This window comes from Fructilactobacillus sp. X2R1C1 (assembly GCF_059901435.1).
In genome coordinates this window covers 103,722-129,359 of the sequence record NZ_JBWXUV010000001.1, presented here as the reverse complement: position 1 = coordinate 129,359, position 25,638 = coordinate 103,722, and the positions used below count along the sequence as shown (strand labels likewise).

25 protein-coding genes and 1 tRNA gene are annotated in these 25,638 nt (G+C 43.2%); 4 read left to right on the top strand and 22 right to left on the bottom strand.

All coding sequences use genetic code 11. The features are described 5' to 3' along the window. Positions 1-64 precede the first annotated feature (64 nt). Together argF and AC6UDG_RS00610 are read right to left on the bottom strand one after the other, a co-directional pair. Positions 65-1,114: an ornithine carbamoyltransferase gene (argF, locus tag AC6UDG_RS00615; RefSeq protein WP_500701418.1), complete on the bottom strand. Its 1,050-nt coding sequence runs from the start codon at positions 1,112-1,114 to the stop codon at positions 65-67. Between the two features lie 16 nt (positions 1,115-1,130). Further along, a complete protein-coding gene (locus AC6UDG_RS00610) occupies positions 1,131-2,369 on the bottom strand; it encodes an arginine deiminase (RefSeq protein ID WP_500706092.1) in 1,239 nt (412 codons plus the stop codon). Positions 2,370-2,969: 600 nt separating this feature from the next. Between AC6UDG_RS00610 and AC6UDG_RS00605 the strand changes: the two genes are divergently transcribed. Next, positions 2,970-3,200 (top strand): hypothetical protein, encoded by a 231-nt coding sequence (locus AC6UDG_RS00605; RefSeq protein ID WP_500694182.1) that lies wholly within the window; start codon positions 2,970-2,972, stop codon positions 3,198-3,200. Between the two features lie 56 nt (positions 3,201-3,256). Here the strand turns inward: AC6UDG_RS00605 and AC6UDG_RS00600 are convergent, their stop codons facing one another. Continuing rightward, complete coding sequence (locus tag AC6UDG_RS00600; RefSeq protein ID WP_500706091.1) at positions 3,257-3,841, bottom strand: NADPH-dependent FMN reductase; 585 nt, start codon at positions 3,839-3,841, stop codon at positions 3,257-3,259. Between the two features lie 194 nt (positions 3,842-4,035). Here AC6UDG_RS00600 and AC6UDG_RS00595 point away from each other — a divergent pair, with 194 nt between their 5' ends. Continuing rightward, positions 4,036-4,239 carry a hypothetical protein gene (locus AC6UDG_RS00595; protein WP_500694184.1) on the top strand — a complete coding sequence of 68 codons (204 nt, stop codon included), beginning with the start codon at positions 4,036-4,038 and terminating at the stop codon, positions 4,237-4,239. Positions 4,240-4,317: 78 nt separating this feature from the next. Beyond that, positions 4,318-5,058 carry a DsbA family oxidoreductase gene (locus AC6UDG_RS00590; protein WP_500706090.1) on the top strand — a complete coding sequence of 247 codons (741 nt, stop codon included), beginning with the start codon at positions 4,318-4,320 and terminating at the stop codon, positions 5,056-5,058. A gap of 42 nt (positions 5,059-5,100) precedes the next feature. Here AC6UDG_RS00590 and AC6UDG_RS00585 read toward each other — a convergent pair whose 3' ends face one another. From AC6UDG_RS00585 to yycF, 8 genes are all read right to left on the bottom strand, one after another. Next, positions 5,101-5,718: a YczE/YyaS/YitT family protein gene (locus tag AC6UDG_RS00585; protein ID WP_500706089.1), complete on the bottom strand. Its 618-nt coding sequence runs from the start codon at positions 5,716-5,718 to the stop codon at positions 5,101-5,103. Positions 5,719-5,927: 209 nt separating this feature from the next. Further along, positions 5,928-6,407 carry a 23S rRNA (pseudouridine(1915)-N(3))-methyltransferase RlmH gene (rlmH, locus tag AC6UDG_RS00580; protein WP_500696267.1) on the bottom strand — a complete coding sequence of 160 codons (480 nt, stop codon included), beginning with the start codon at positions 6,405-6,407 and terminating at the stop codon, positions 5,928-5,930. A gap of 586 nt (positions 6,408-6,993) precedes the next feature. Next, entirely contained in the window at positions 6,994-8,253 is a 1,260-nt protein-coding gene (locus AC6UDG_RS00575) for a S1C family serine protease (protein ID WP_500706088.1), read from the bottom strand. Positions 8,254-8,312: 59 nt separating this feature from the next. Then, positions 8,313-9,101 carry an MBL fold metallo-hydrolase gene (locus tag AC6UDG_RS00570; protein ID WP_500701423.1) on the bottom strand — a complete coding sequence of 263 codons (789 nt, stop codon included), beginning with the start codon at positions 9,099-9,101 and terminating at the stop codon, positions 8,313-8,315. Between the two features lie 30 nt (positions 9,102-9,131). Then, complete coding sequence (locus AC6UDG_RS00565) at positions 9,132-9,977, bottom strand: two-component system regulatory protein YycI (protein ID WP_500706087.1); 846 nt, start codon at positions 9,975-9,977, stop codon at positions 9,132-9,134. Then, the gene (locus tag AC6UDG_RS00560) at positions 9,977-11,287 is read right to left on the bottom strand and encodes a YycH family regulatory protein (protein ID WP_500706086.1); all 1,311 of its coding nucleotides are present in this window, start codon (positions 11,285-11,287) and stop codon (positions 9,977-9,979) included. The genes AC6UDG_RS00565 and AC6UDG_RS00560 overlap by 1 nt, the downstream gene beginning before the upstream one ends. Further along, positions 11,271-13,130 (bottom strand): cell wall metabolism sensor histidine kinase WalK, encoded by a 1,860-nt coding sequence (walK, locus tag AC6UDG_RS00555; protein WP_500706085.1) that lies wholly within the window; start codon positions 13,128-13,130, stop codon positions 11,271-11,273. The genes AC6UDG_RS00560 and walK overlap by 17 nt, the downstream gene beginning before the upstream one ends. Before the next feature lie 32 nt (positions 13,131-13,162). Further along, on the bottom strand, positions 13,163-13,876 hold the full coding sequence (yycF, locus tag AC6UDG_RS00550) for a response regulator YycF (RefSeq protein ID WP_039143559.1): 714 nt from the start codon (positions 13,874-13,876) through the stop codon (positions 13,163-13,165). Positions 13,877-14,128: 252 nt separating this feature from the next. On the opposite strand from yycF, the gene AC6UDG_RS00545 reads away from it, so the two are divergent. Beyond that, a tRNA-Lys gene (locus AC6UDG_RS00545) sits at positions 14,129-14,201 on the top strand. Positions 14,202-14,305: 104 nt separating this feature from the next. On the opposite strand, the gene AC6UDG_RS00540 is transcribed toward AC6UDG_RS00545, so the two are convergent. From AC6UDG_RS00540 to gyrA, 11 genes are all read right to left on the bottom strand, one after another. Next, entirely contained in the window at positions 14,306-14,473 is a 168-nt protein-coding gene (locus AC6UDG_RS00540) for a hypothetical protein (RefSeq protein ID WP_500706084.1), read from the bottom strand. 67 nt (positions 14,474-14,540) lie between these two features. Further along, on the bottom strand, positions 14,541-15,152 hold the full coding sequence (locus tag AC6UDG_RS00535; RefSeq protein ID WP_500706083.1) for a hypothetical protein: 612 nt from the start codon (positions 15,150-15,152) through the stop codon (positions 14,541-14,543). A 14-nt stretch (positions 15,153-15,166) separates the two neighbouring features. After that, positions 15,167-16,495 (bottom strand): MFS transporter, encoded by a 1,329-nt coding sequence (locus AC6UDG_RS00530; RefSeq protein WP_500706082.1) that lies wholly within the window; start codon positions 16,493-16,495, stop codon positions 15,167-15,169. A gap of 62 nt (positions 16,496-16,557) precedes the next feature. After that, positions 16,558-17,958, bottom strand: coding sequence for a replicative DNA helicase (gene dnaB / locus AC6UDG_RS00525; RefSeq protein ID WP_500695952.1), 1,401 nt, complete (start codon positions 17,956-17,958; stop codon positions 16,558-16,560). Positions 17,959-17,988: 30 nt separating this feature from the next. Continuing rightward, on the bottom strand, positions 17,989-18,441 hold the full coding sequence (gene rplI, locus AC6UDG_RS00520; RefSeq protein ID WP_500694197.1) for a 50S ribosomal protein L9: 453 nt from the start codon (positions 18,439-18,441) through the stop codon (positions 17,989-17,991). Between the two features lie 51 nt (positions 18,442-18,492). Continuing rightward, positions 18,493-20,514, bottom strand: a complete 2,022-nt coding sequence (locus AC6UDG_RS00515; protein ID WP_500694198.1) for a DHH family phosphoesterase — start codon at positions 20,512-20,514, stop codon at positions 18,493-18,495. 110 nt (positions 20,515-20,624) lie between these two features. Then, positions 20,625-20,861 (bottom strand): 30S ribosomal protein S18, encoded by a 237-nt coding sequence (rpsR, locus tag AC6UDG_RS00510; protein ID WP_010022194.1) that lies wholly within the window; start codon positions 20,859-20,861, stop codon positions 20,625-20,627. A 38-nt stretch (positions 20,862-20,899) separates the two neighbouring features. Continuing rightward, complete coding sequence (gene ssb / locus AC6UDG_RS00505; RefSeq protein WP_500706081.1) at positions 20,900-21,409, bottom strand: single-stranded DNA-binding protein; 510 nt, start codon at positions 21,407-21,409, stop codon at positions 20,900-20,902. 24 nt (positions 21,410-21,433) lie between these two features. Further along, on the bottom strand, positions 21,434-21,733 hold the full coding sequence (gene rpsF / locus AC6UDG_RS00500) for a 30S ribosomal protein S6 (protein WP_500694200.1): 300 nt from the start codon (positions 21,731-21,733) through the stop codon (positions 21,434-21,436). 182 nt (positions 21,734-21,915) lie between these two features. Then, positions 21,916-22,887: a GMP reductase gene (locus AC6UDG_RS00495; protein WP_500706080.1), complete on the bottom strand. Its 972-nt coding sequence runs from the start codon at positions 22,885-22,887 to the stop codon at positions 21,916-21,918. A 186-nt stretch (positions 22,888-23,073) separates the two neighbouring features. Next, entirely contained in the window at positions 23,074-25,515 is a 2,442-nt protein-coding gene (gene gyrA, locus AC6UDG_RS00490) for a DNA gyrase subunit A (protein ID WP_500706340.1), read from the bottom strand. Positions 25,516-25,638: the final 123 nt, after the last annotated feature.

Below are 25,638 nucleotides of genomic sequence, written 5' to 3'. Positions count from 1 at the left end.
CTCTCAAATCCTAATTTAGGACATGATTGTATCATTGATAATCCTATTTATGCTTTTGTAAAATTTAATTTTCGTTGTACATACTTAAGTCGCCTAAAGTGGCGGCCATAATTGCCATGATCGAGTGCTTGCGGTTGCCAGCTTCAACGAACTGGCGCCCGTAAGGACTTCTAAAGACCTCGTCGGTTACTTCCATTTCGGGACTGTTTAGGCCCTTGTATTTTTTAACTGCCTCTTTAGCAGTGGTGGTGTTGCCGTCATGAAAGGCTGGCAGACAGTGCATGAAAATCAATTCATCATCAGGGGTGCCCGTCTTCTTCATTAAGTCCATGTTGACTTGGTATGGTAGTAGTTGGTCAATTCGTTGTTGCCAGTTGTTTTCACCCATTGACACCCAGACGTCGGTGTAGATGATATTTGAGCCTTTGACCCCCTTGTCGATATCAGAGGTAATCATGAAGTGGGCCCCAGATTGCTTAGCGTACTTTTCGGCCAGGTCGACCACCGCTTTTTCGGGGTGCAGTTCATCTGGAGCCACGATGTGAACGTTCACACCCAGCATCGAACCGGTCACCAGTAAAGAATTAGCCACGTTATTTCGCCCGTCACCAACAAAGGTCAACGTGAGCCCCTTTAAGTGACCAAAGTTTTCCTTCACGGTCATGAAGTCAGCAATCATTTGAGTGGGATGCCACTCGTTTGAAAGACCGTTCCAAACGGGAACTCCCGAGTACTTGGCCATGATTTCCATGTCGGATTGTTCAAAGCCCCGGTATTCAATCCCGTCAGCCAGTTCGCCAAAGACTCGCGCGGAGTCTTCTACCGATTCCTTTTTGCCGAACTGACTCGAGGTTGGATCAATGTAGGCCGTGTTTCCGCCTAAGTCGTCACCACCAAGTTCAAACGAGAGTCTGGTTCTGGTCGAAGTCTTTTGAAACAAGAGCACCAGGTCCTTGTCGTGTAAATACTTGGTTACCTTGCCGTACTTCTTGTGTTCGTTTTTCAAGTTAATGGCAAAATCAATTAAAGCTTCAATCTGGGCTGGTGTAAAATCAGACTCCTTTAAAAAAGAACGTCCCTGCATTGATTTTAATTCCTCTAGTAATGTACTCATTTAATTTGCTCCCCCTCTAATTATTTTTATCAAGTGGTTCACGAATGATTGGTTGTGACATACAACGAGCTCCACCACGGCCACGCGATAGTTCTGAAGACAAAATCTCGTAAACGATAATACCGTGTTTCCGCATCACATCAATCGTGACCGTGTTGCGATCGTATGTGACCACTTCCCCAGGGGCAATTGCCAAGTTATTTGACCCATCGTTCCACTGTTCACGTGGAGCGGCAACTGGATCACCATCGCCGGTCTCCATCATGTCAATCTCAGATAATCCAAGAACTTCCTTGAGTGTATCCGGCAGACTTTCACGATGTTCCATGTTGATGGTATTGTTTTTTCCGGGATGAAGGATGTTAATATTCATCTTACCACCGTTCATGATCCCTGGATATACGGTAAATTGGTCGTAGTTGACCATGGTGAAGACCGTATCTAGATGCATCATGGCATGGTTATGCGGAATTTGAACCGCCACGATTGTGTCGAAATGTGACTTCGGATCTTCAAAAAGTTTGTGAGCCAGTTTTTCAATCGAACGAGTTGAGGTTCGTTGCGAGCAACCAATTGCCATGACGTGATCGTTTAAAACGAGTTCGTCACCACCCTCAATCCGAGCATCATTATAGCGGTCCAGCCAAACGTCAACTTTTCCGGCAAACCGTGGATGATACTTCATCACGTACTCCGTGATGAGTGACTCCGGACGCCGCGCCTCAAAAGTCATGTGGTTAATCGTTAAACCAGATCCCATCGAAGCTTGCGGATCCCTTGTAAAGTACGCATTTGGTAGTGGATCCAGTAGGAAGGGATCAAAAGCGTTCGTCCCGGCCACGTCGTGCAAACTTGGGTGAGTAAAATGAATTTTATCTCGTCTTAGGCCGGCATAAATCGTACTGACCAAGTCGTGAATCGAGAGACTCTCAAAGTAGCGTTTGATGTCCTCTGCCGAACTACCCGTGTAGTAGTGTTCACTTAGGTAAGTTGACTCAAAATCATCCCTTACGTCATCCCTTTTTAAGATGTCTTCCAACAAATCCTCGATGTACACAACCTCCACTCCATGATCACGGAGTAGATTGGTAAAATAATCGTGCTCTTTGTCAGCGATTTTTTGATACGGGATGTCATCAAACAACATCTGCTTCATGGTATCCGGAATGACATTTTCAATCTCTTTTCCGGGCCTGTGCATTAAGACAGACTTCAGCTGCCCAATTTCAGAGTTCACTTCAATTGCAGATTTCATAATAATCCTCCTTAAGAATTGTTATTCATGCTTATGGTTAAACGATTTAACCACCCATATCGTACGGGGTTTCGCAATTTATAACAAGCATTTTAACCGACTAGAAAAAGTTTCCTAGTCGTACGTCAATAATGATAACTGTTTCACAAATTTTGTCAAATCGTTCAAAGACCGATAATTTGTAAAAGTGGATATGTGTTGATACACTGGGAAACTTAAACATTTTTGTCAAATTTTAACTAACTTTTTAATAGTTACATGTTTAACAATCGTCGCATCAGAAAAATCCTCGAACGTAATATAACTTGGCTCTTAATTAATTAACTTTGTTGAATGTACTGATTAATGATAATCCATTATTAGTTGATACTTAGACCGTTTAAATCAGCCTTAATCGCCAGTGCTTGTCAACCATCTAAAATAATTAAAAATAATCTCGCTTTTGTTTTAACGCAATGGTATAATTAGTTCGGTAATGAGAAGTACCAATCAATCTCTTTTGCCATTTTAAAAACATACCTGTGCACCAAATCTATTGAGAGACCTCCACGTCTACTCGGATTTGGTGTTTTTAGTAAAACAGAAAGGGGGTTACTTGAATTGACAGTCTTTAAGGAACTACTTGAACTAGTGATTTTGGTGTTACTGATGGTCTTAACCTTTTTTCATCCCAATCCTTGGGTGGGAATTGGCCTAAACGTCCTTTTAATCTTAATCTTGTGGCTCTTCCCCGAGGGAAGTAATAAGATTAACAAACTCTTCAAGTACATAATCACAGCGGTCTTTTTGATCTCGATTATCCTGATCGTCCTGCAGATGATTTTTCAATAAAAAAAAGGAGCACTTCAAAAAAATGAAGTGCTCCTTTTGCGTATTTACTTATAAACCTAATTACCTAAAAGCTTGGTGTAAGAAGCAATGTCACTTACGGCATCCTTTAACTGTTTGGAATAGTATTCTTCTGATGGCGCATTACTTACAAAATTGCCATCCTTTTCAAAGTTGTCGTCAATGTGACCAATCATGGTCATGTGTGGCAACATTACCATTCCCAACATGGATAAAGTGGGAAGAATGCCTAAAGCTGAAGCTTGACCAGACAAGGCACTGCTAGAATACGAAACAATTCGGGCAGGCTTGTCAGCCGTTTCAAAGCCGATGTAATCAAGGGCGTTCTTAAACGCGCCAGAAAGACCGTTGTCATAGACTGGTTCAATAAATAGATAACCGTCTCCAGCCTTGATGTTATCAATCCACTTCTTGGGGGCCCCCGTTAGTTTCCGGTCAGGATCACCCATTGGTGGGAGTGGTTCATTGAAGATTGGTAAGTCTAAATCACCAATGTCAATAAAGTTCAACTTGACCTCGTTATCAGACTCAAGTTCTTTTGCGTTCTTCTTTAAAAAGTTAAAAATTCCGGCACCACTAGAATTGGATCGGGCACTACCTAAAATTACGTCAACTGTTTTCATTTAATCTCTCTCCCTTTACTCACAAAAAGTAAGCCAATACGTACTTTAATTCTATTTAATTTCCGAAACAAAAGCAAGCAAAAAGCCCGCTTCGTAGTTGGCCTATCACAATTCTTTATAAATTAGTTAACTTTCATTACAATCAAAACTCACTATACTATAATAAGGTGAGAAGTAGATGAGGGGGAAGTAACATGAAGAATTGGCTTAATAAGATTCTCAAATCAGTCCATGGCGATTCTGACAAGAAGTCATCGGATCATGCCGAGAATAAAAATCAAAACACTCCAAATGAAGCAAAAAACAGTGATAGTAAGCAAACCACTGAACAAAACCAAGATCCAAAACAAATCAAAAATGATAAGTTACTTGGAACAAGCAACGCCATTGATAAGTGATTCTTAAGCAAGATGATTGTGATCGATTCAGTTGAACACTATACTTTAGTTAGTAGATAATTTGTAGGAGGTACTAAAATGACGAAAAAAATGGAAGTCCAAGTTTGGTCCGATATTGCATGTCCGTTCTGTTACATCGGACGAGCCCACTTCAAGTCCGCACTAAGTGATTTTGACCATAAGGACGACGTTGAGGTTCATTACAATAGTTTTGAACTTGATCCCAACGCATCTGGTGAACCAGAAACCATGGCTGACCACATGAGTAAGGAAAAGGGGATGTCAAGGGAAAAAGTTTCCGAGTTTCTATCAACCATCACCGAACTGGCAAACGAAGCTGGTTTAAAGATGGATACCGGAAAGATTAAGGTGGTTAATACTTTAAAAGCACACCGCTTGCTTCACTTTGCGGGAACCAAGGGCAAAGAATCCGAACTGATGGACAAATTATTCGAGGCTTACTTCGCCGACGGTCTAAACGTTGACGACAACTCCGTTTTAGTTGATCTTGCCATGAGCGTTGGTTTAAACCAAGACGAAGTCAAATCTGTTATAGACAGTGATAAATTCAAGGACGACGTCAGAGCTGACGAAGCCGCCGCTCAACAAGTTGGAATTAACGGGGTTCCGTTTTACATCTTTAACAAGAAATACGCCGTTTCTGGTGCTCAACCAGTGAAGGTCTTCAAGTCCGCTTTAGACAAGGCTTGGGCTAGCTTTCAACCAATTGAAATGGTTGGTGGCGATGATGACCAACAAAAGGGTGCTAACTGTGAAGGCGGCAGTTGCAGCGTTAACCCAAATGATAATAAGAATTAATTAAACTAAACGGTCCGTTGGAATAATCCAGCGGACCGTTTTTTATTTAATCAGATGGAGGTGTCTGCCCCAGAGTTCCACAAATGGACCCGAACACAACGAAATGATGACCGTCATAATTCCAATTGGACCAGAGACGAGGAACGCCAAAAACATGAAAAGCACATCCTGAATCACCCGCACTGACCAGTACGGCATGTGGAATCTTTGAGAGAAAATGGGCGCAATGGCATCATACGAGGACACCCCGAACTTGGCCGACATGTAAACGGCAATTCCGACCGTGAATATCAGGAATCCAAGGACAGCAAACAACAATTTCAACCAAAAGTTATCGAACACCAAGTAAGCCCCGAACCAGAGCGTGAAATACTGAACCCCGTACCCCACCAGCATGTTAATTAGCGTCCCAAAACCAATCTGATGGTAATCCAAAAACAACACGATGACCAACAGGATCATGTAGTCGATGAACTGGATGTTACCCAAACCAAGCGGTAAATGGTGCGATAATCCGACACTTAACGCGGTAAAGGCGTCCATTCCGAGATTTTCTTTTCGCATCAGGGTCATTCCCATCGCGATGATGGCCGTTCCGACCGCGGTAATTAAGACTTGAACCAGAAAACGCAGAATCCGATGTGAACTTAAATTTTTCATTATTAATGACATCCTTTCGGCGTGTACGTGTAGTTAAAGCAAATATCCATATTTTACAAATAAAATAATAAAAAAAGCTAATCAGTTATGATTAGCTTCACCACAGTAACCGCACCAAACTTGCGAACATGGAAGAGATGATCCGAACATCTCTTCCCTTTTAAATCCATAATTATTATAATCTTAGTTTCTAATCAAAGTCAATCAGCCTATTTATGGTACGGACTGCCGCTATTAATCATGAAAGCCCGATAGATTTGTTCGGTTAACACCAAGCGCATCAGCTGGTGCGGTAGCGTAAAACGACCAAATGACAGTTCAAAGTTAGCCCGCTTCAAGACCTTAGGAGCAAGTCCCAACGACCCACCAATCACAAAGGTAATGTCCGAGTGACCGTACGTTGCAAGATCCTTGATTTTCTTCGCAAAGGCTTCAGAGGTCAGTTCATCGCCTTGAATTGCCAAAGCAATCACATACTCGCGGTCTTTAATTTTAGCCAAAATTCGGGTTCCTTCTTGTTCCATCACCTCGTCCATTTCCGCTTGACTAAGGTTCTCAGGCGCCTTTTCGTCGGGAACCTGAACAATCTTAAACTTGCAAAAACGAGAAAGTCGTTTGACGTACTCATTAATTCCGTCTTTGAAGTATTTTTCCTTCAATTTTCCAACTACCACCAATTTAATGTTCATAAGTCGACTCCTTTAAACAGACTATCCACAAAGTTATCCACAGGCACCTTCACAAACTGTCCCGTTTCTGGAGAATTTAAAGACCTGTTAATATTTCGATTTTGTCAACAACATTTTTATTTATCCACAGAAATAAACAAGACATATGTTCGTTAACGCAATTTTCGTTGTTGTAATATCAACGTTTATCGCGTTCTCTTTTTAATAAAATTTTGTTACATAAACTTATGCACACTGCCTGTGGATAACTTCTCGATACTTTTCCACTATCATTAAAAGCCTAAATTACAGCTTTTGTGTTTTCACAATGAGTTTATCCCCAAAGTTATGCACAGACTTTTACCACTTGACATTTCCAACCACGTATTTTCTGATTATTAATTTTTTTTAAACCAATTTTGTTCGGAGTTTACCGCCAATCCCTCTATCACGGAACCCATAAGTATCGTTACAATCATCACAACTAAAATTCAGGCCTTAATGCGACAATTGCTTCAATTATCGCATTAAGCTATCCGAATGTCAGTTCACTCTTTTCAAACAAAAAATGTTCGCCGCATCTACTCTACGACGAACATTTTTTAAATTACTGCTGTTTTGCTTGCTGATCTAGCGTAATCTCAGACGTTTTCATTTGTCCATTATGATAATAGGTAACGGAAATCTTGTCGCCAACGTTATGCTCATACAGGATGTCACGCAACTTACCCTGATTGGTAATGTCTTTTCCAGCCAACTTGGTAATTACGTCATTTTTCTTGAGACCCGCATTAGCGGCTGGTGAGCCACCCCTAACGTCCATCACCACAACTCCGTTGGTAACGTTTGAAGGGAGCTTTAAAATCGATTTCTGCTGCTTAACCGAGATATTAGCTAGGTCCACGTACTTAATGCCTAGTTCGGGACGAATTACCTTTCCGTTCTTAATGAGCTGGTTGATAATCCGTACGACCTCGTTACTTGGAATGGCAAAGCCCATCCCTTCAACACTGGTACCAGAACTATCCTTCGACAGTTTCATGGAGTTAATCCCAACGACCTGTCCGGCACTATTTAGGAGTGGTCCACCAGAGTTTCCGGGATTAATGGCGGCATCGGTCTGAATAACCGTTGCGTCACCGGCACTGGCGTTCTGTTGCCCATTCTCGGTGCTAGCCTGCGGCACTTCCCGCTTCTTAGCGGAAATGATTCCCTCAGTCAGAGACGAAGCGTACTCAGAACCAAGTGGCGATCCAATCGCAAGGGCGGTTTGACCCACCTTGATGTCGTCAGAATTACCGAAGTTAGCCACCTTATTGACACCATCGCCGTTAATCTTAAGAACGGCAAGGTCGGTTACGGCATCATGGCCAATTAGCTTAGCTTCCTTTTTCTGGCCGTTACTCAAGATGACTTCCAGGTTGGACGAACCAGACACCACGTGATTGTTGGTCACAATGTACGCTGAGCCGTTATCCTTATTGTAGACAACTCCAGAACCCTCACTAATCTGTTGCTGATCCTTTTGGTCTTGACCGCCATTGTCTCCGCCATTTCCTCCGAACACGCCACCAAACATACCCTGAAGTGGATCAGAGTCACTGGACTTGGTCTTCTCGGTGTTAATGACCGAAACGACGGTATCCTTGTTGTCCTTAAAGACTTTCTCCGCCTGATTAGAGGCATTTACCCTTACATTCTCAACTTTTGCGGTTCCGCCACGATTGGAACCCGCAGGGACGGATTGAGTTCCTAGAGACATTCCGCCGTTATACCACGAAATCCCACCATAGGCAATTCCACCGCCCAATAGACCGGCTACTAGTGCCACGATGGCAACTGTTAGTAGCGGATGTGTTCTCTTCATATTTACACCCCATTTAATATTATTCTATCAAATAGTTTTTAAAAAAGTATCAATTATTCTCAAAGAGTTATTAAATCGGATGGTTTTTCGACGTCGGTGTCAAACAAATTGAAGTCATGACCAACCCCAAAGTCCTCATTTTCAAGCATGGAAGCGACGGTGAGATGAGCCAAAGACTTCATGTTGTTATGATGACTGCGGTGTCCGATGAAGATGTTCTTGGTGTCACGTCCGATGATTTTCATCATGGCGTCCGCGCCGTCTTCGTTTGACAAATGACCCTCATCACTCATGATGCGTTGCTTGGTTGGCCACGAATAGTCGCCGTTTCTCAGCATTTCCACGTCATGATTACACTCTAAAACGTACGCGTTGGCGTCTCTTATGACCCCTTCAATGTGATCAGAGACGTAGCCCGTATCAGTCAACACCACAAAACTCTTATCGCCGTCGTGAAAATTGTAGAACTGGGCGTCGGCAGCATCATGGGACACACTGAAACTTTCAACGTCCAGGTCCCCAAATGACTTAGTGGTATCGGGATCAAAAATAAACTTTTGTTCCTCAGGAAATTTTCCGATCTTGTTACCCATCGCGTTCCAGGTCTTCTCGTTCGCGTAGACCTGCATGTCATACTTACGCGCCAAGATTCCCACTGATTTGGCATGATCGGTGTGTTCGTGGGTCACAAATAACTTATCAACGTCGGTCAAACTCCGTCCAATTGAATTCATGAGGTTCTCAATTTTTTTGCCCGACAATCCGGCATCAAGTAAGACCTTGTGCTGGTTCGTCTCAATATAAGTAACGTTGCCGCCACTTCCGCTTGACAATACACTGATTTTCATCGGATCTTTGCTCAACTTATTCCCAGCTTTCTAATTATCTTCTGTCCCACTTGTGATTTTATTTTTAAAGTTCTCCTGAACGTTTTCGGTCTTTAAGACCGACCCAGTGAAGGCGTTAATCCGCCTTACGGAAACGTCCTTGGAGTTGCGGGTCTGGATGGCAATGACCCAAGTAGGGATGTAGACCCCATTATTATTAATGTTTAACAATTTAGTGTACGATCTTCTGGTCCAAAGCACCCTGGAGCTGTTGGGAATTTCATTGTACTGGTAGAGCCAGATCAGTGCCCGTTCTTCCGAAATGGTCTCAGAACTCTCGTGTAAAATCTTGATGTTATTAAGCGCCGTTTGCGTATAACTCTTAATATTCCCGTCGTCATCTAAATAGAAGATGATTCTGGCATTATTGTCCATCAAATTACTCGTCAAAGCCTTCTGAATGTAGACAATCTTACTTGAATTGGACTGGTTTTGGTCGTACTCATAATCCTCACCGTTAATCACAAAACTCTTTTTCTTCATGAGCGGGTCCAGCGTGTTCTGTGGGTTCCGATTATCAATGTCAATTGGCGTCCGCAACGTACTTACGACCGCGCCGTTTTCAAAGCGCGCGTCCTGATTTTTCAAGTTACCCATCTCATTTGCGAGATTACCATCATTAGAAGCGGAAATGTAGTAACCGTTAGAGCGCTTATTAGAGAGCTTCCCAACGGAAATTTCATCCCTGCGCATCTCTTTGATAATGGTGGAGTTCGCACTGTTTTGACTCGTGTTCTCGGACTGCATGTTTTGGTTTTGAACAATCATTAGGACCAAGAAGACGTCTAAAATAATGAAAGCCAGCAAGAAGATCTCTTGAATTCGCTTAAAATTCATTAGAAACTCTCCTTTCCGGTTCCATTGCCAATTAGCTGGGAGTTAATCCAGGTGCCGTCATAATTAACGAACCAGGATGGCTGCAAGGTGATTAACTGCTTGTTGTTCTTTTCGGGAACAACTTGGTAACCAAGGGTGATGGATCTGACCTTCTTCATGTCAATTCCCTGAGCGGATAGTTGGTTTAAGATTGTTCCAGTACTTGGAAGGGTGGTACTTTCGGCGTTCGTTGGAATTGGGATTTGGAAACTTAAAAGTGAAAATTCATAACGATTGGCTCCACCATTTCCCATCTTAAACGAACACGTTCCCAGTCGCTTCTGATTGAAGACGGGATAACCCTCCACAAACGTTCGGTAGGTGACGGTGTTTTTGACCGGATTATAACTGTCAAAACGAGCATTATCCAGTGGAATTCCTAGTTTATTAGCGTAACGATAAGCTGAATTTAAAACATCCTCATAGCTGTGGCCCCGCTTACTTTGCTGGTAGTCTTGATAAATAACGTTGTCCTCATTGTCAAAGTTTAACGACTGGTCCCGACTACTGTAGGTCGTACTCTTCTTTCGGTGCTTAACGCTGGTATCCGTCGTATTACCCAATACCCGATTAATGTAAGCCGTCTGGGACTGTTCTGCGAGTAAATACCCGTAATTACGCATCTTGACCTGGCTTGGGTAGAAGAGAAACGGGCGATCGTTTAACGTCCGCATCTGAACGTCCACACTTTGGACTTTCGTAGTAAGAATGTTCTGTAACTTGGCTAAATTCCGCTTTTTAGTGGTGACCTGGTACACGTGGTAACCGTCATCGCCTAGCAGGTAAAAGTGGGTACTGTCATTTAGTGGGATGACCATGCGATCAACGTTGAAATCATTCTTTTTCACCTTATGATTAAAAATCTTACTTAACAAATTAACTGGAACTTCGCCACCATAATTCAGCATCAGCGAATTTTCAGAGTTAAGGGTATCGATATACCGCTTTTGGTTATCCTTTGAGACCTCTTTGATTGACTTGACCTGATAGGTCTTGATGTTTTTGACGATTTCACCGGTCAAACTCGTGGTCTCACTTGTGAGCGACTTCTGTTTCTCACTCCTAGTGGTAGTAATAACCTCGGTGGGAGAATAGATATCATAACGATTCTTCGAAGAAACTTCGCTTTTAAGCGTAGCTGATTTATCCTGATGCATTCGACTCCCAAAGCGAGCTGGATTAACCAGTAGCGCCACGATGAGCACTAAACTGACTAGTACGGCAATGCACAGTGAAACCGGTAAAATATAAGGTTTAAGCTTCTCCTTCATCCCAAAGATCCTCCTCGACTGGTTCGTTTGGTAGTGAAATATAGAACGTTGAACCCTTTCCTTCAATACTATCGACCCAAATATGGCCGCCAAAGGCTTCCACAATTTCCTTAGAGATTGCGAGCCCAAGTCCACTTCCACCTTGAGCACGTGAACGAGCTTTATCGACTCGATAGAAACGATCGAAAATGTGTTTAATGGCTTTTCGTGGCATTCCTAATCCCTGATCAGAAATACTCATGATGATGCGGTTGTTCTGTTCGTACAGCCGACAGGTAATGACGCCACCGTCTGGTGAATATTTGATCGCATTATTCATAATGTTATCAATGACCTGGGTAAAACGATCGGTATCGATGTCAGCCCACAGATCCAGCTTAGTAAAGTCCCGTTTAATGGAATAATTCTTCTTTTTCGGATCGTCATCGGTCTTAATGATCATGTCAAAACGATCCAAGATGTAGTTAAAGAGCTTGTTGATGTTAACTAATTCCGTATCATACTTCTGGGTCCCAGAATCCATCCGCGATAGTGTCAAAAGGTCGTTGATCATTCGAATCATTCGGTCGGTCTCGTCCTGAGTGACCTTCAAAAATTTGGGTGCCAACTTTTTATCCTTCCAAGCGCCGTCCTGCAAGGCTTCAATGTAGGAATGCACACTGGTTAAGGGCGTTCGTAGTTCGTGTGAAACATTGGATACAAACTGCTTCCGATCGTCATCAATCTTTTGTTGCAAGGTGATGTCATGGAACACGCAAACAAGCCCATTAATAAAGCCGGATTCACGCTGAATCAACGAAAAATGAGCTGATAAAATCAGCTTATGGTCGTGATCAGAAAAGTCCAAGTTGACCTGTCCTGGGTCTTCAATCAAGTTTTTAAGGGTGAACCGGTCGCGTAAATGCAAGACATCTAGGATGGACTTACCGATGACCTGTTGCTTACTAACGCCTAGAAAACTAAGTGCCTCATCGTTAATGATGATGACGTTTCCGCGACGATCCGTGGCAACCACCCCGTCGGTCATGTTATCTAAGACCGAATCCAGACGCCTTCGCTCTGACTCGGTTGACTCCTGAGACTCTTCCACCCGCACTGACAGGTTGTTGACGGCCTTCGCTAGTTGACCCAACTCGTCATTTCCGTAGACCTTAACGTGCCCCGAATAATTTCCGCGAGCAATCTGTTCCGTCTGCTTCTTCATCGCGTCGATTGGCTTCGTAATGGCCCGAGAAATAATGAACGTTAACAGTAGTCCCAAGATGATGGCGACGATCGCCGCAAACAGGTAGATTAAGGTGATACTGTTGATGTTTTGGTAAACCGGATTCAGATTAGCCCGAACGTAAACGACCCCTTCCATGTTGTTTTCATTGCCCTGACTGTTAATCAAAGGTGTAATCATGGTGTAGTAACGGTTCCCATCACTGTAAGTATTTTTCTCGATGGTTTTACCGTTATTTAAGGCATTCTTGATGTCATTGTCGGTGGTCTTTTGTCCCACTAACGACTGGTCGCTACTCTGATTGGTTCCACGGATGTTTCCCCTGGAATCCACCACCAGAATATCATCAGAATTGTTGGTATCAACGTCTTCAAGGATCGTCTGAATCTGCTTATTAGCCTTGGTTTGATTCTTTTTGGCTAACTGCTTTTTAAGGGATGTATTAACGTAGGGCTTCAGTTGAATGGAGTCCTTAAACGTATTCAAATTTTGGTACTCGAGTTGACGCACAAAAACGGCACCCACTACTTCCAAGGTAATGATCATCATTAAGGCGAAAACTAACGCAATCTTAAAATGAATGGACCTTAAAAAGTGCCAACGTCTTTTCTTCTTCATTACATGAATACCTCTAAACTAATCAATTTGGGTTATTCTTCCTTTTCGGAATCCCGCAGGTAATAACCAACCCCACGTCTGGTTACTAACCACTTGGGGTGACTTGAATCATCTTCAATTTTTTCTCGTAAACGACGTACGGTCACGTCGACGGTGCGAACGTCACCGAAGTAATCGTAGCCCCAAACCGTCTGAAGCAAGTGCTCTCTGGTCATCACTTGACCAATGTGTTGGGCTAGGTAATGAAGAAGTTCGAATTCTCGATGGGTAAGATCAACACCCTTTCCGCGTTTAGTAACGGAGTAAGAGTCAGGATGAATCACCAGGTCACCGATTTCGATATCGTGATTATCGTCTTTCCCTTCCCCAGCTGAGCCAGTGATGTTCTGCCGTCTCAAGTTGGCCTTGACCCGTGCCACTAATTCACGGTTGGAAAATGGCTTAGTAACGTAATCATCGGCACCGAGCTCTAGACCCAATACCTTGTCGAGTTCAGAATCCTTGGCAGTCACCATGATAATTGGCATGTTGTGGGTCTTTCGAACTTCCTTGGCAACTTCTAAGCCATCGACCTTTGGCAACATGAGATCAAGAATAATGAGGTCAGGCGTGTTACTATCAACCTTATCAAGGGCCTCTTGCCCATCGTGTGCGACGTCAACGTCAAATCCTTCTTTGGTTAAACTAAATTTTTCAATGTCTGTAATTGGTTTTTCATCATCGACAACTAGAATTTTTTTCTTCATAATATTATTTGTCTCCTTTGAACTGCTGGCAGTCCCTATATCAATCAAGTTTGGGATCAAGGCTTATTTTACGCTCAATCCTAGTTAAATTGTAACACATCAAATTACTCGCTTCACGTTATTCAACAACTGTTGTTAATTAATAACAGCTCTTTTCAGTATTTCTTCCGTATCTGCAATTTCGCCTTTTTTGTAAATTAGTGTTGCATGGGGTTTTGCGGTATGCTATTATAATAAATGTACTTTTGATTTGGGCAGTTAGCTCAGCTGGCAGAGCAACGGACTCTTAATCCGTGGGTCCAGGGTTCGATCCCCTGACTGCCCATCGCATATCATGATCATGGTTAACGCCATGATCTTTTTTTATATCATTAATTTCACTAAAAAAGGAAAGACCATCTTCGTTAATTGCGAAGGATCCTTCCTTTTTTATTTTTTAATTGCTAAAATCTCGGTTAAAATTGCTAAAACAACACAAAAACCGGCCATCGCCAGACCAATCCAAATCAAGCTTTGATCCTCAATAAACGGAACGAGAATCAAAAACATCGCCGCCAAAAAGGCCAAGATTAACGATAGGACATGTTGCTTTTTCACGCTTAACACCTCTAATCCTTGAACACCATGGGATTACATCAATTGTTTCACGTGGAACAATTATCATTTAAAACAATGAAACCTGTTGATAGGCAACTTCATCTACTTCTTTCAACTGATTAATCACAACTTGGACACCATTGGTGGTAAAAGCCGCGTTTACGTATAGTTTATCCGCTCCACATGGTTGAGGCAAGTTAAAATGACCAATTTTTGGCACCATTAACTGCTTTTTAATACTCAAGTCACTGGGGCTATTATTTCCCTTGAGCCATTTGGTGGTGTAGTGATGGGCTCTTAAGAACTGGTAAAACTCACGTTTCGTCATTTCCATCCCACTTACGTGTAACTCACCGTAAACGTCATCAATTGATTTAGTGATCTGATTCTGCTTTAAACTATTTCCGTAACGCAACACGATTGGTTTCACCTGCTGCTGAATCCAGCGCATTAGTCGGTCAGCAGATGGATAATTACTAAGGGAAGCAAGACGACACGTTCCTAAAACGGTTAATCGTTTAACTCCATTTTCATCAGTCACTAGTTCACTGTCTGAAAGTGAAACCATTTTGGGCTTCAATAAATTAATTACATCTAAGTAGTCAAAATAGACGTTCAACCCATCGAAATAAACGGTCAGTGGATGCCCCCGAAAACCACCTACATCAATTACCTGCACGTTCTCACCTCCAACTAGTCCTTAATGTCGTTTAAGATCCATACTGAGATTGCAGCCAAAACCATGGTAACCGCCGCAATCGCAAAGATGTTAGCAATGGATCCGATTGCCATCACAACTAGTGGACTGGCAAGCGAAGCCACAATTTGGGGAATACAAATTTGAACGTTAAACAATCCCATGTACACACCAATGTACTTTCCTGGAATCTCACGGGTTACAAAAGTCAACGGGTAGACCGAAACGCCAGCCCATCCAATGCCAATCAAAATAAACGCAAGCACCTGCAAGAAAACGGTGTGGGAGAATGCTGACATCAAAAAGCCGACTCCGCCAATTACCAAACTAATTGAAAAGAGCAACTTATACTTTCGTTGGGGGATTCTTGATAGTAAAAGTGAAAAAATAACAGCTGATAAAGCATAAACGGCCGATAAAATTCCAAATAAATTACCACCGGACTGATAACCACTGCTCATCGGATTGGTTGTGTTGAAAACGTTTTTGGCAATGATACTCGTCCCGTACATCCACATGTAGGCAAAGCCAATGTAGGCAAAAAGTTGGATGATGGATACCACCCAGAAAACGCGTGGAGCATCTTTTAAAAGCATCCACGTACTCTTTTTGGCCCGTTCGCCATTCTGCTCCAGTCCATGATAGTCATTAAACTGTTTAGGGGGATACTCATCAACCTTCATGACGGTAATAAACGTACAGAAGATTAAAACGATCACCGCAACGTAGAACGAAAAAATGACTGAATTAGGAATCATCCCTTTACTAGCGGTGTTACTGACCCCGAGCTCGGTGAAAACCCACGGCGATAAACACGCTAGCACACTTCCAATGTTTAAGAAAAAACTCTGAATTGAGTAAGCAAACCCACTCTGGCGTTGATTAACCATGTCACCAATCAACATCTTGTAGGGTTGCACACACATATTGAACGCAATCATCAAAACCAACGTGATGACGGCGGCCAGTGAGATCGTAATGATGCTCGGCCAGCCAAAATCACCAACGTTTGGTAAAAGAAACAGGGTAATGGCGGAAGCAACGGTTCCAATAATGAGGTAGGGAATTCTTCTTCCCCATTTTGGCACCCAGGTTCGATCGGACCACGCTCCCACTAACGGTTGGACAAATAATCCCGCAATTGGGGGAATAATAAACAGAAGCCCTAAAAGACTCGGAGAAGTCCCGAGGGTCTGAAAAATTCTTCCCAGTTGCGAATTCATTAAGCCAAACGCCATTTGGACTCCAAGAATTCCAAAGGATAGAAACCAGATTGCGGCCGTGGTAAGTTTTGGCAACCCTTGTGTCTTTTCATTGTTATTCATTGAAAATCCTCTCAATCATTCTTAATTTTAATAAAAAGACCACTTACTCTGTAAGTGGCCTTTTACTGTACACCATCGTTTGAAGCGTATGAAATCGATGAAAACTTATTATACGATTTAATAAAGAGCAGTTTAACCGTTCCACGTGGACCCGAACGGTTCTTTTCGATAATAACTTCAACTTCGCCAACGTTATCATCATCATTTTCAACATCGGAACGTGGATCTTGGTCATCATCATCTGAATCGTGTTCATAATAATCCTCTCGGTATAAGAATGCAACAATGTCAGCATCCTGTTCGATTGACCCCGATTCACGGATATCAGACAGCACCGGACGCTTGTCCTGACGCTGTTCCACTCCACGCGAAAGCTGAGATAACGCAATCACTGGCACCTGTAATTCATTGGCCAGCTTTTTAAGTTGTCTGGAAATCTCAGACACTTCCTGTTGCCGGTTTTCTTTATTACCACCCTCAATTAACTGGAGGTAGTCGACCACAATCAGCCCTAAGTTTCCCGTTTGTTTTGCCAAACGACGACAGTTGGCCCGAATTCCAGCCATTTTATTGCCGGGAGTATCATCAATGTAAATGTGGGCCTTAGAAAGACTACCCATCGCGATGACTAGGTTCTGCCATTCCTCTTCGGTCAACTGACCCGTTCTAAGGTGATTGGCGTCAATGCTACCTTCGGCACACAACATTCGGTTCACTAACGATTCGGCACTCATTTCCAAACTGAAAATGGCCACCGTCTTGTCGGTCTTGGTTCCCACGTTTTGCGCAATGTTTAGCGCAAAGGCGGTTTTACCAACGGCCGGTCTGGCAGCTAGAATCATCAATTCGCCGGGATGAAGTCCGGTCGTCATCTTGTCGAGCTCATGATAACCAGTCGCAAGTCCCGTGATGTCGTCGCCACCATTTTGAGAAAGTTGGTCAATCTTTGTAAATGATTCGTTTAAAACGTCCTTGATGTTCTTAAATCCCGACTGATTACGGTCCTCAGAGACGTTCATAATGTCACGTTCGGCATTATCTAAGAGGTCTTCGACGTCTTCGGACTGTTCATATCCCTGAGTGGCAATGTTAGTAGCCGTCTGAATCAAGCGCCTGAGCACGGCCTTATTTCTTACAATTTTCGCGTAGTAGACCAAATTAGCGGCCGTTGGGACGGCGTTGGTCAGATCAATGATGTAAGGCACACCACCAACGTCTTCCAGTTGGTCCCGCTGCTTCAAAAGATCAGTCACGGTCACGGCATCAATGCCCTGATCGTCATCATTTAGATCCAACATCGCCTTAAAAATTAATTGATGCGCTCGCTTATAGAAGTCATCTGGATTCAGATATTCCATCGCGTCAACTAAACCGTCGGTACTCAGAAAAATGGAACCCAAAACGGCCTTTTCGGCCTCAATATTTTGTGGTGGCGTGTGATCATTTAAAGTATCGTTGTTCATTATCGACTCTTTTCTAACTGCAACTTACGACTATTTTTCGCTGACGTGAACCCGAATTTGAGCGGAAACCTGGGGATGAACCTTAACGGGAACATCGGTGTACCCCATGGTCTTGATTGGTTCACTTAATTCAATCTTCCGTTTATCCAGTTTAATGTTGTATTGATCCAAAAGTCCCTGAGCAATCTGTTTACTGGTAATAGAACCGAACAAGCGACCGTCAGATCCGGCCTTGGCCTTCAGTTCAACGACGGTTTTGTCATTTTCAAGTTCTTTTTTTAGTTTCTTGGAATCTGCTAGTTCCTCTTGCTCGTGCTCCTGTTCAACGTGTTGTTGAGCCTTTAATTCACTGATAGCTTGCTTGGTAGCTTCTTTAGCCAAGCCCTTCTTAATCAAAAAGTTGTTAGCGTACCCAGATGGCATGTCCTTAACGTCGCCCCGGTTGCCCTTGCCTTTAACATCGCTTAAAAAGATTACTTTCATTTTAAATCCCTCCTTGTTTACTAATAATTTAACAGATTTAAACTAATTCTGCTATTGGTCGGTTTTATCATCGTTATTAACGATTTTATCAATGGCACCTAGTAGTGTCTTCTTAACCTCTGAAACACTTTCGTCGGGAATTTGCGTAGCTCCCGCTGATAAGTGGCCACCTCCACCAAGTGCTTCCATAATCAACTGAACGTTAATGTTACCATTACTTCGCGCCGAAATTCCAATGTTCCCGTTCGTCCGCTTAAAGACGATAAACGAGGCTTCCACTCCGTCAATCGTCAGTAGCGAATCAACGGCTTGCGCGGCAATGACCGAATCATATTCCTTATCATCTTCAGCGGTAATCAGGGCCATGTTCTCATCAATCTGTTCCATCATGGAAATCAGGTGGTTTCGGGCCATGTAATTATTGATACTTTCCTTCATGAAGTCGGCCATTTCGTCAGCGTTGGCACCCGCTGACCGCAGATAACTCGCCGCATCAAACGTTCTCGTTCCCGTTCTAATCGTAAAGGATTGGGTGTCAACCACAATCCCACTCAGCATGGCAGTCGCCTCTAACTGGTTGATTGGATCGGCGTCTTGAGACTGGTACTCAAACATCTCGGTAATTAGTTCGCAGGCTGACGAAGCGTAGGGTTCAATGTAAACCAGGATCGGATTCTCGGGAAAGTCTTCCCCACGTCGGTGATGGTCGATGATGACCACGCGGTTCTTTAAGCGTTTGTAAAGATCCCCAGAAACACCCATGTCAGGTTTGGAATGGTCAACCATTATCAGCAAACTGTTGTCAGTTGCCTTTTTCAACGCCTTATCTGGAGTAATAATTGATTCTTTAATGTCTGGATAATCATCAATCGCGTTTAATAACCGCTTGATGTCTGAGTGCGGTTCTTCGTCATCCATCACAATCCAACACTGCTTCCCGTTCATCTGGGCAATCCGTCTGATTCCCATGGCGGCTCCCATCGCGTCCATGTCAGGCTGTGCATGACCCTGCACAAAGATTTGATCCGATTCTTTCATTAACTCTTGTAAAGCGTGGGAAATCATTCGCGCCCGGACCCGAGTCCGTTTCTCCATTGGGTTCGTCTTTCCACCATAGTAGCGGGCCTCTTTATCCTTGGCCTTAACAACCACCTGATCGCCACCACGACCGAGGGCTAAATCAAGGTTACTCTGAGCCTGGTCGGCTAAGTTGTTCAGGTTATTATCATCGTATGCAATCCCAATACTAAGGGTCAAAGGAAGGTTCTGTTTCGAGGTATCTTCTCGAATCACGTCTAAAATCTTAAATTTATCCGCCTCAATTTGATTCAACGCGGAAACGTACAACAGGATAAAGTAATGATCAGCATCAATTCGCTTTAGAAAAATCCCGTATTCCTGCGCCCACGAGCTCAGTTCGTTGGTGATGTAGTTTCTAAGGTTCGAGACGTCCTGGTCGCTCATTGACTGCGTAATTTCGTCAAAGTTATCCAGAAAAATCTGGCCGACCGCAATTTTACCGTTTTCGTACTTCTTTTCAATCTCAGCATAACGGGTAATGTCCATCATGTAGACGGTGTTGTACTCTCTTTGAATCAACATGTCGAACATGTGACCGCGCCAGGTGACCTCAATTGGCTTGGTCTGGTCAAGGTTTGCCTGAATGATGTCAAAGAGGTCTGGAGCAGAATGGTCAAGTGGATATCCGACCACCTCCGTACTATCAAAGTATGGCTGTAAATATGGATTAATCCACTCCACCACGTGGTTATCATCAAGGATTAAGATCCCAATCGGCATCTCAAGCAGTGACTCCTGTTGTCCGCGCATGATTTGATAGGACAAATCATTGATGTACTTATCGGATTCTTCACCCACGCGGTTCATCGTGTTAATGGTATAGACGAGTCCCACACAAGCAATCAGTAAAAGAACGATTCCGATAAAGAAGTTGTAGAGAAAGGCGATTACTAGTCCCAAAATCAATGAAATTGCAATAAAAATCGTAATTTTTCTTAATCGTGTATTTTTTAAAAATGGCGGCAACGTCATTTGTGAAAAGAATTTCTTCATAGTAACTCCCATCTTCGCTCCATTATAGCTTCTATTTTATCACATTGAGGCAACCCAATAATCGGATAAAAAAAAGACCCAACTAAATTAGTTAAGTCTCAAATTCTTAATTAGTCACCAACTACGAATGGCATTAAGCCCATGATGCGGGCACGCTTGATCGCAATGGTCAACTTACGTTGGTTTTTAGCGCTTGTTCCGGTAACTCGACGAGGTAAAATCTTACCACGTTCTGATACGAAACGTCTTAACAAATCAACGTCTTTGTAATCAATGTATTCAATGTGATTAGCGGCGATAAAGTCAACCTTACGGCGACGATGGCCACCTCTTCTTTGTTGAGCCATGTGTAATTCCCTCCTAAAACATTAATCAAATCGTTCCATTAAAATGGAAGATCGTCATCGGAAATATCAATCTGGTCTCCAGAGTTAGCAAACGGATCCTTCGAATTGTCGTTACCTTTGCTATTGTTAGGAGCGGCCTGACCACTCGTCTTTGGAGTTCCAAATGGATTTTCGCTAGGAGCGTGATTGCCACCGTTGTTAACTTGACCCTGACCATTTCCGTTCTGTGAACGTGGTTCAAGGAGAGTGAAGTTCTCAACGACTACTTCGGTAACATAAACCCGTTGACCCTGCTTGTTTTCGTAATTTCGGGTCTGAATTCGACCTTCAATTCCAACCAGGGAACCCTTATGCACGAAGTTGGCAAAGTTTTCAGCTGATTTGCGCCAAATGACACAGTTGACGAAGTCAGCTTCCCGATCACCATTTGAGTTAGTGAAACGACGGTCAACAGCTAGCGTAAAAGTACCCACTGCTGCGCCGTTTTGGGTGTATCGCAAATCAACGTCTCGTGTTAAGCGTCCAGTAAGAACTACTGTATTAATCATACTGAAAAACTCCTTTCATTCTAATTATTTGTCGTCTCTTCTTACGATCATATGACGTAAGATGTCTTTGTTAAACTTAGCAAGACGGTCAAACTCGTCTAGACCTTGGTCGTTGTCGCCTTCTTCAACGTTAACAATGTGGTAAGTACCTTCATTGTAACCGCCGATTTCATAAGCAAGACGACGTTTTTGCCAGTCTTTTGAATCGATTACGTTTGCGCCGTTATCAGTCAAGATCTTATCGAAGCGGTTTACCAAGTCAGTCTTGGCAGCATCGTCGATATCTGGTCTGATGATGTAAGTAATTTCGTATTTGTTTTCCATGAATTACACCTCCTTGTGGACTGTCGGCTCTCCAGTGATTTGGAGAGCAAGGGGAGTCAATTAAAATCTAATTAAACTCACAATGATTGATTATATCATTGATTGTTTTTTACTTCAACAGGACATTCGAGACGTTGACTTGCGATACATGATTAAATACGAAGCTTTTTTTAAATCTTTTTTTAATCACCATTATAAATTGAATTTTTTACGACCACGTAATCAACTTTTCTAATGGCATCAATGTCTTTTCCACCAGCATAAGAAATTGAGGACTGTAAATCTTCTTGCATCTCCCGTAAGGTGTCGTAGATGCTGCCCTTAAACGGAACCAGCAACTTCTTACCCTCGACGTTCTTGTAGGCGCCCTTTTGAAATTGCGATGCGGACCCAAAGTACTCTTTGTATTCCTTACCGTCCTTTTCAACGTTTTTACCGGGCGACTCTTTGTGACCCGCAAACATCGATCCAATCATGCACATTGTAGCACCAAAGCGAATCGATTTGGCGATATCGCCATCGGTTCGAATTCCACCGTCAGCAATGATGGGTTTTCTGGCACCCTTCGCACAGTACCGAATGGCAGCTAACTGCCATCCTCCGGTTCCAAAGCCGGTCTTAATCTTGGTAATGCAGGCTTTCCCGGGTCCAATTCCAACCTTGGTAGCGTCCGCTCCGGCATTTTCAAGTGCCCGCACGGCTTCTGGCGTTCCAACGTTTCCAGCAATCAGGAAAGTGTCAGGCATCTGTTCTTTGACGAATTTAATCATATTGATGACCGAATCCGAGTATCCGTGAGCAATGTCAATCGTGACGTATTCAGGAAGATGGCTGGCTTTGACCAACTCTTTAATGAAGTCATACTCGCCAGGCTTGACCCCAATGCTGATAGAGGCAAAGACCCCGTCAGCGTGCATCTTTTTAACAAAATCAAGTCGTTTCTCAGGTTGAAAACGGTGCATGACGTAAAAATAACCGTTTTTTGCGAGGCTTTCGGCTAAGTCAGCATTAATGACCGTCTGCATGTTGGCGGGTACGACCGGGATCTTGAACTTACGGCCACCAAATTCCACGGAAGTATCACACTCACTTCTAGAATTGACCACACACTTATTCGGAATCAGTTGAATATCTTCGTAATCAAACACGTCCATCTTCATAACTCTCCTTGATTATTTTACGAACTATTTTGTCAAATTTAGTTTAAATGTTTCAAACACAACCAATATCATAATCGAATTGCACCATTTAATCAATATGAAAGTGCCAATTTACGAATGTTAACCATAAATTTAGGCAAAAAAATAGCACTACCGTTAACGTAGTGTTATTTTTAAAAATTATTCTTCGGATTGATCAGTAGATGAAGCTGGTTCATTGACCTTTGATTCATTCTCCTCATCCTTAGCAACGACCGCCATCGTCGCAACTTTGGCATGATCGTCGACCCGGATTAAGTGAACTCCAAGGGTGGCACGACCAGTCTCTGAAACGTTATTAACCGCAAAACGAATCATAACACCCATATTAGTGATTAACATGATGTCTTCATCACCCGTTACGGTACTCAATCCGACTAGGGGACCATTCTTCTTGGTAACGTTTGACGTCTTGATTCCTTTACCACCACGACCCTTGATCGGGTAATCAGAGGCTTTCGTGCGTTTCCCGTATCCATTTTCAGAAATGACAAACACGTCACTGTCAGGTGTCAAAATGGCCGCTCCAACCACATAGTCGTTTGGTCTGAGTCGAACTCCTCTAACTCCTGAAGCGGAACGTCCCATAGAGCGAACGTCATCAGCTCTAAAGCTAACGGCGTAACCCAAGTGGGTTCCAATGATCATGTTGTCGCCGTTATCCACGATGGATACGCCAATCACTTCATCATTATCGTGTAAGTGAATGGCCTTTAAACCATTCTTTCGAATGTTCAAGAAGTCAGAGACTGGGGTTCGTTTAACCGTTCCCAGTTTCGTTGTAAAGAACAGGTACTTGTCCTCGTCATTATGCTGGGACGAAATACTGATAACCGTTTGAATCTTCTCATTTTGACCGAGATTTAAGAGGTTAACAATTGGAATTCCCTTCGCGGATCGTCCGTACTCTGGGACTTCGTAAGCTTTCATACTATAAACTTTGCCAGCGTTTGTGAAGAACAAGAGTCGATCATGGGTGGCCGTTGACAGGAGATGTTCAATGAAATCGTCCTTATTAACGCCCATTCCTTGAATTCCACGACCTCCACGATTCTGGGCCTTGAACTCGTCGGTTGGTAACCGTTTAATGTAACCGTTGTGGGTCAAAGTAATTACGACGTTTTCCTCTTCAATTAAATCTTCGTCCTCAATGCTGGTAATTTCACCAACCAGTAATTCGGTCCGCCGTTTGTCACCGAACTTCTTCTGAATCTCAAGGAGTTCATCGTAAATAATGCCGTTGATCCGATCTCGACTGTTTAAAATGTCTTTGTAATCTTTAATGTTAGCCAGTAATTTATTGTGCTCGTCGGTAATCTTGCCACGTTCCAGTCCGGTTAATCGAACCAGCCGCATGTCTAAGATGGCCTGAGCTTGCTTGTCGTCTAAATCAAAATTGCTAATCAGTTCGTTTTTGGCGATATCGCCGGTCGCGGAATTACGAATAATCTTGATGACGGCGTCAATGTTGTCAAGAGCAACCAGTAACCCTTCCAGAATGTGAGCTCGAGCTTGAGCCTTACGTAAGTCAAACTTCGTTCTTCTGGTAATAACTTCCACCTGATACTCCAGGTAGTACTGCAAAATTTGTTTCAGACTCAAGACTTTCGGCGCACCATCAACGATGGCTAGCATGTTGAAACTAAAGGAGGTTTGCATCAGGGTTAACTTGTACAGATTGTTCAAGATAACTTCGGCTGAAGCATCCCGTTTGACATCAATCACAACCCGCATTCCGTCCTTATCGGACTCATCGTTAATGGCGGTAATACCTTCAATTCGTTTGTCCCTTACTAGTTCAGCAATCCGTTCGATTAACTTAGCCTTGTTGACCATGTACGGCAATTCAGTCGCAATAATGCGCTGTTTGCCGTTTTTTTGTTCCTCAATGTCAACCTTAGCCCGAACGATGATACTACCACGACCCGTTTCGTAGGCCTTTCTGATTCCAGACTTACCCATAACCACTCCCCCAGTGGGGAAATCAGGTCCGGGCAGAGCTTCCATCAGATCATTGGTGGTAGCGTCTGGATTTCGCATCAAAATGTGAATCGCACTAATTACTTCGCTTAAATTGTGAGGTGGAATGTTAGTGGCCATTCCAACCGCAATCCCAGAAGCTCCGTTTAAAAGGAGGTTCGGAATTCTGGCCGGTAAGACCACCGGTTCACGTTCGGTGCCATCGTAGTTGGGCTGAAAATCAACGGTGTCCTTGTTGATGTCGCGCAACATTTCCATCGCAATCTTGGAGAGTCGCACCTCGGTGTAACGCATGGCAGCGGCACCATCACCATCGACGGAACCAAAGTTTCCGTGTCCGTCAACTAACATGTAACGATAACTAAATTCCTGAGCCATTCGAACCATGGCCTCATACACGGAACTGTCACCGTGAGGATGGAATTTTCCTAGAACATCCCCAACAATTCGCGCGGATTTCTTGTAAGGCTTATCCGGTGTAACTCCTAGTTCGTGCATATCGTACAGAATTCGACGATGAACCGGTTTTAAACCGTCACGAACGTCAGGAAGCGCACGGGACACAATCACACTCATTGCATAATCCAAGAATGATGATCTCATCTTCTTCGATAATTCAATGTTTTGAACTCGACTTGGTTTATTATTTTCTTCATTTGCCAAGAGATTTTGCCTCCATTCCTTGTTAAATCAGTCAATTAACCTAATTGTTTCACGTGAAACAAT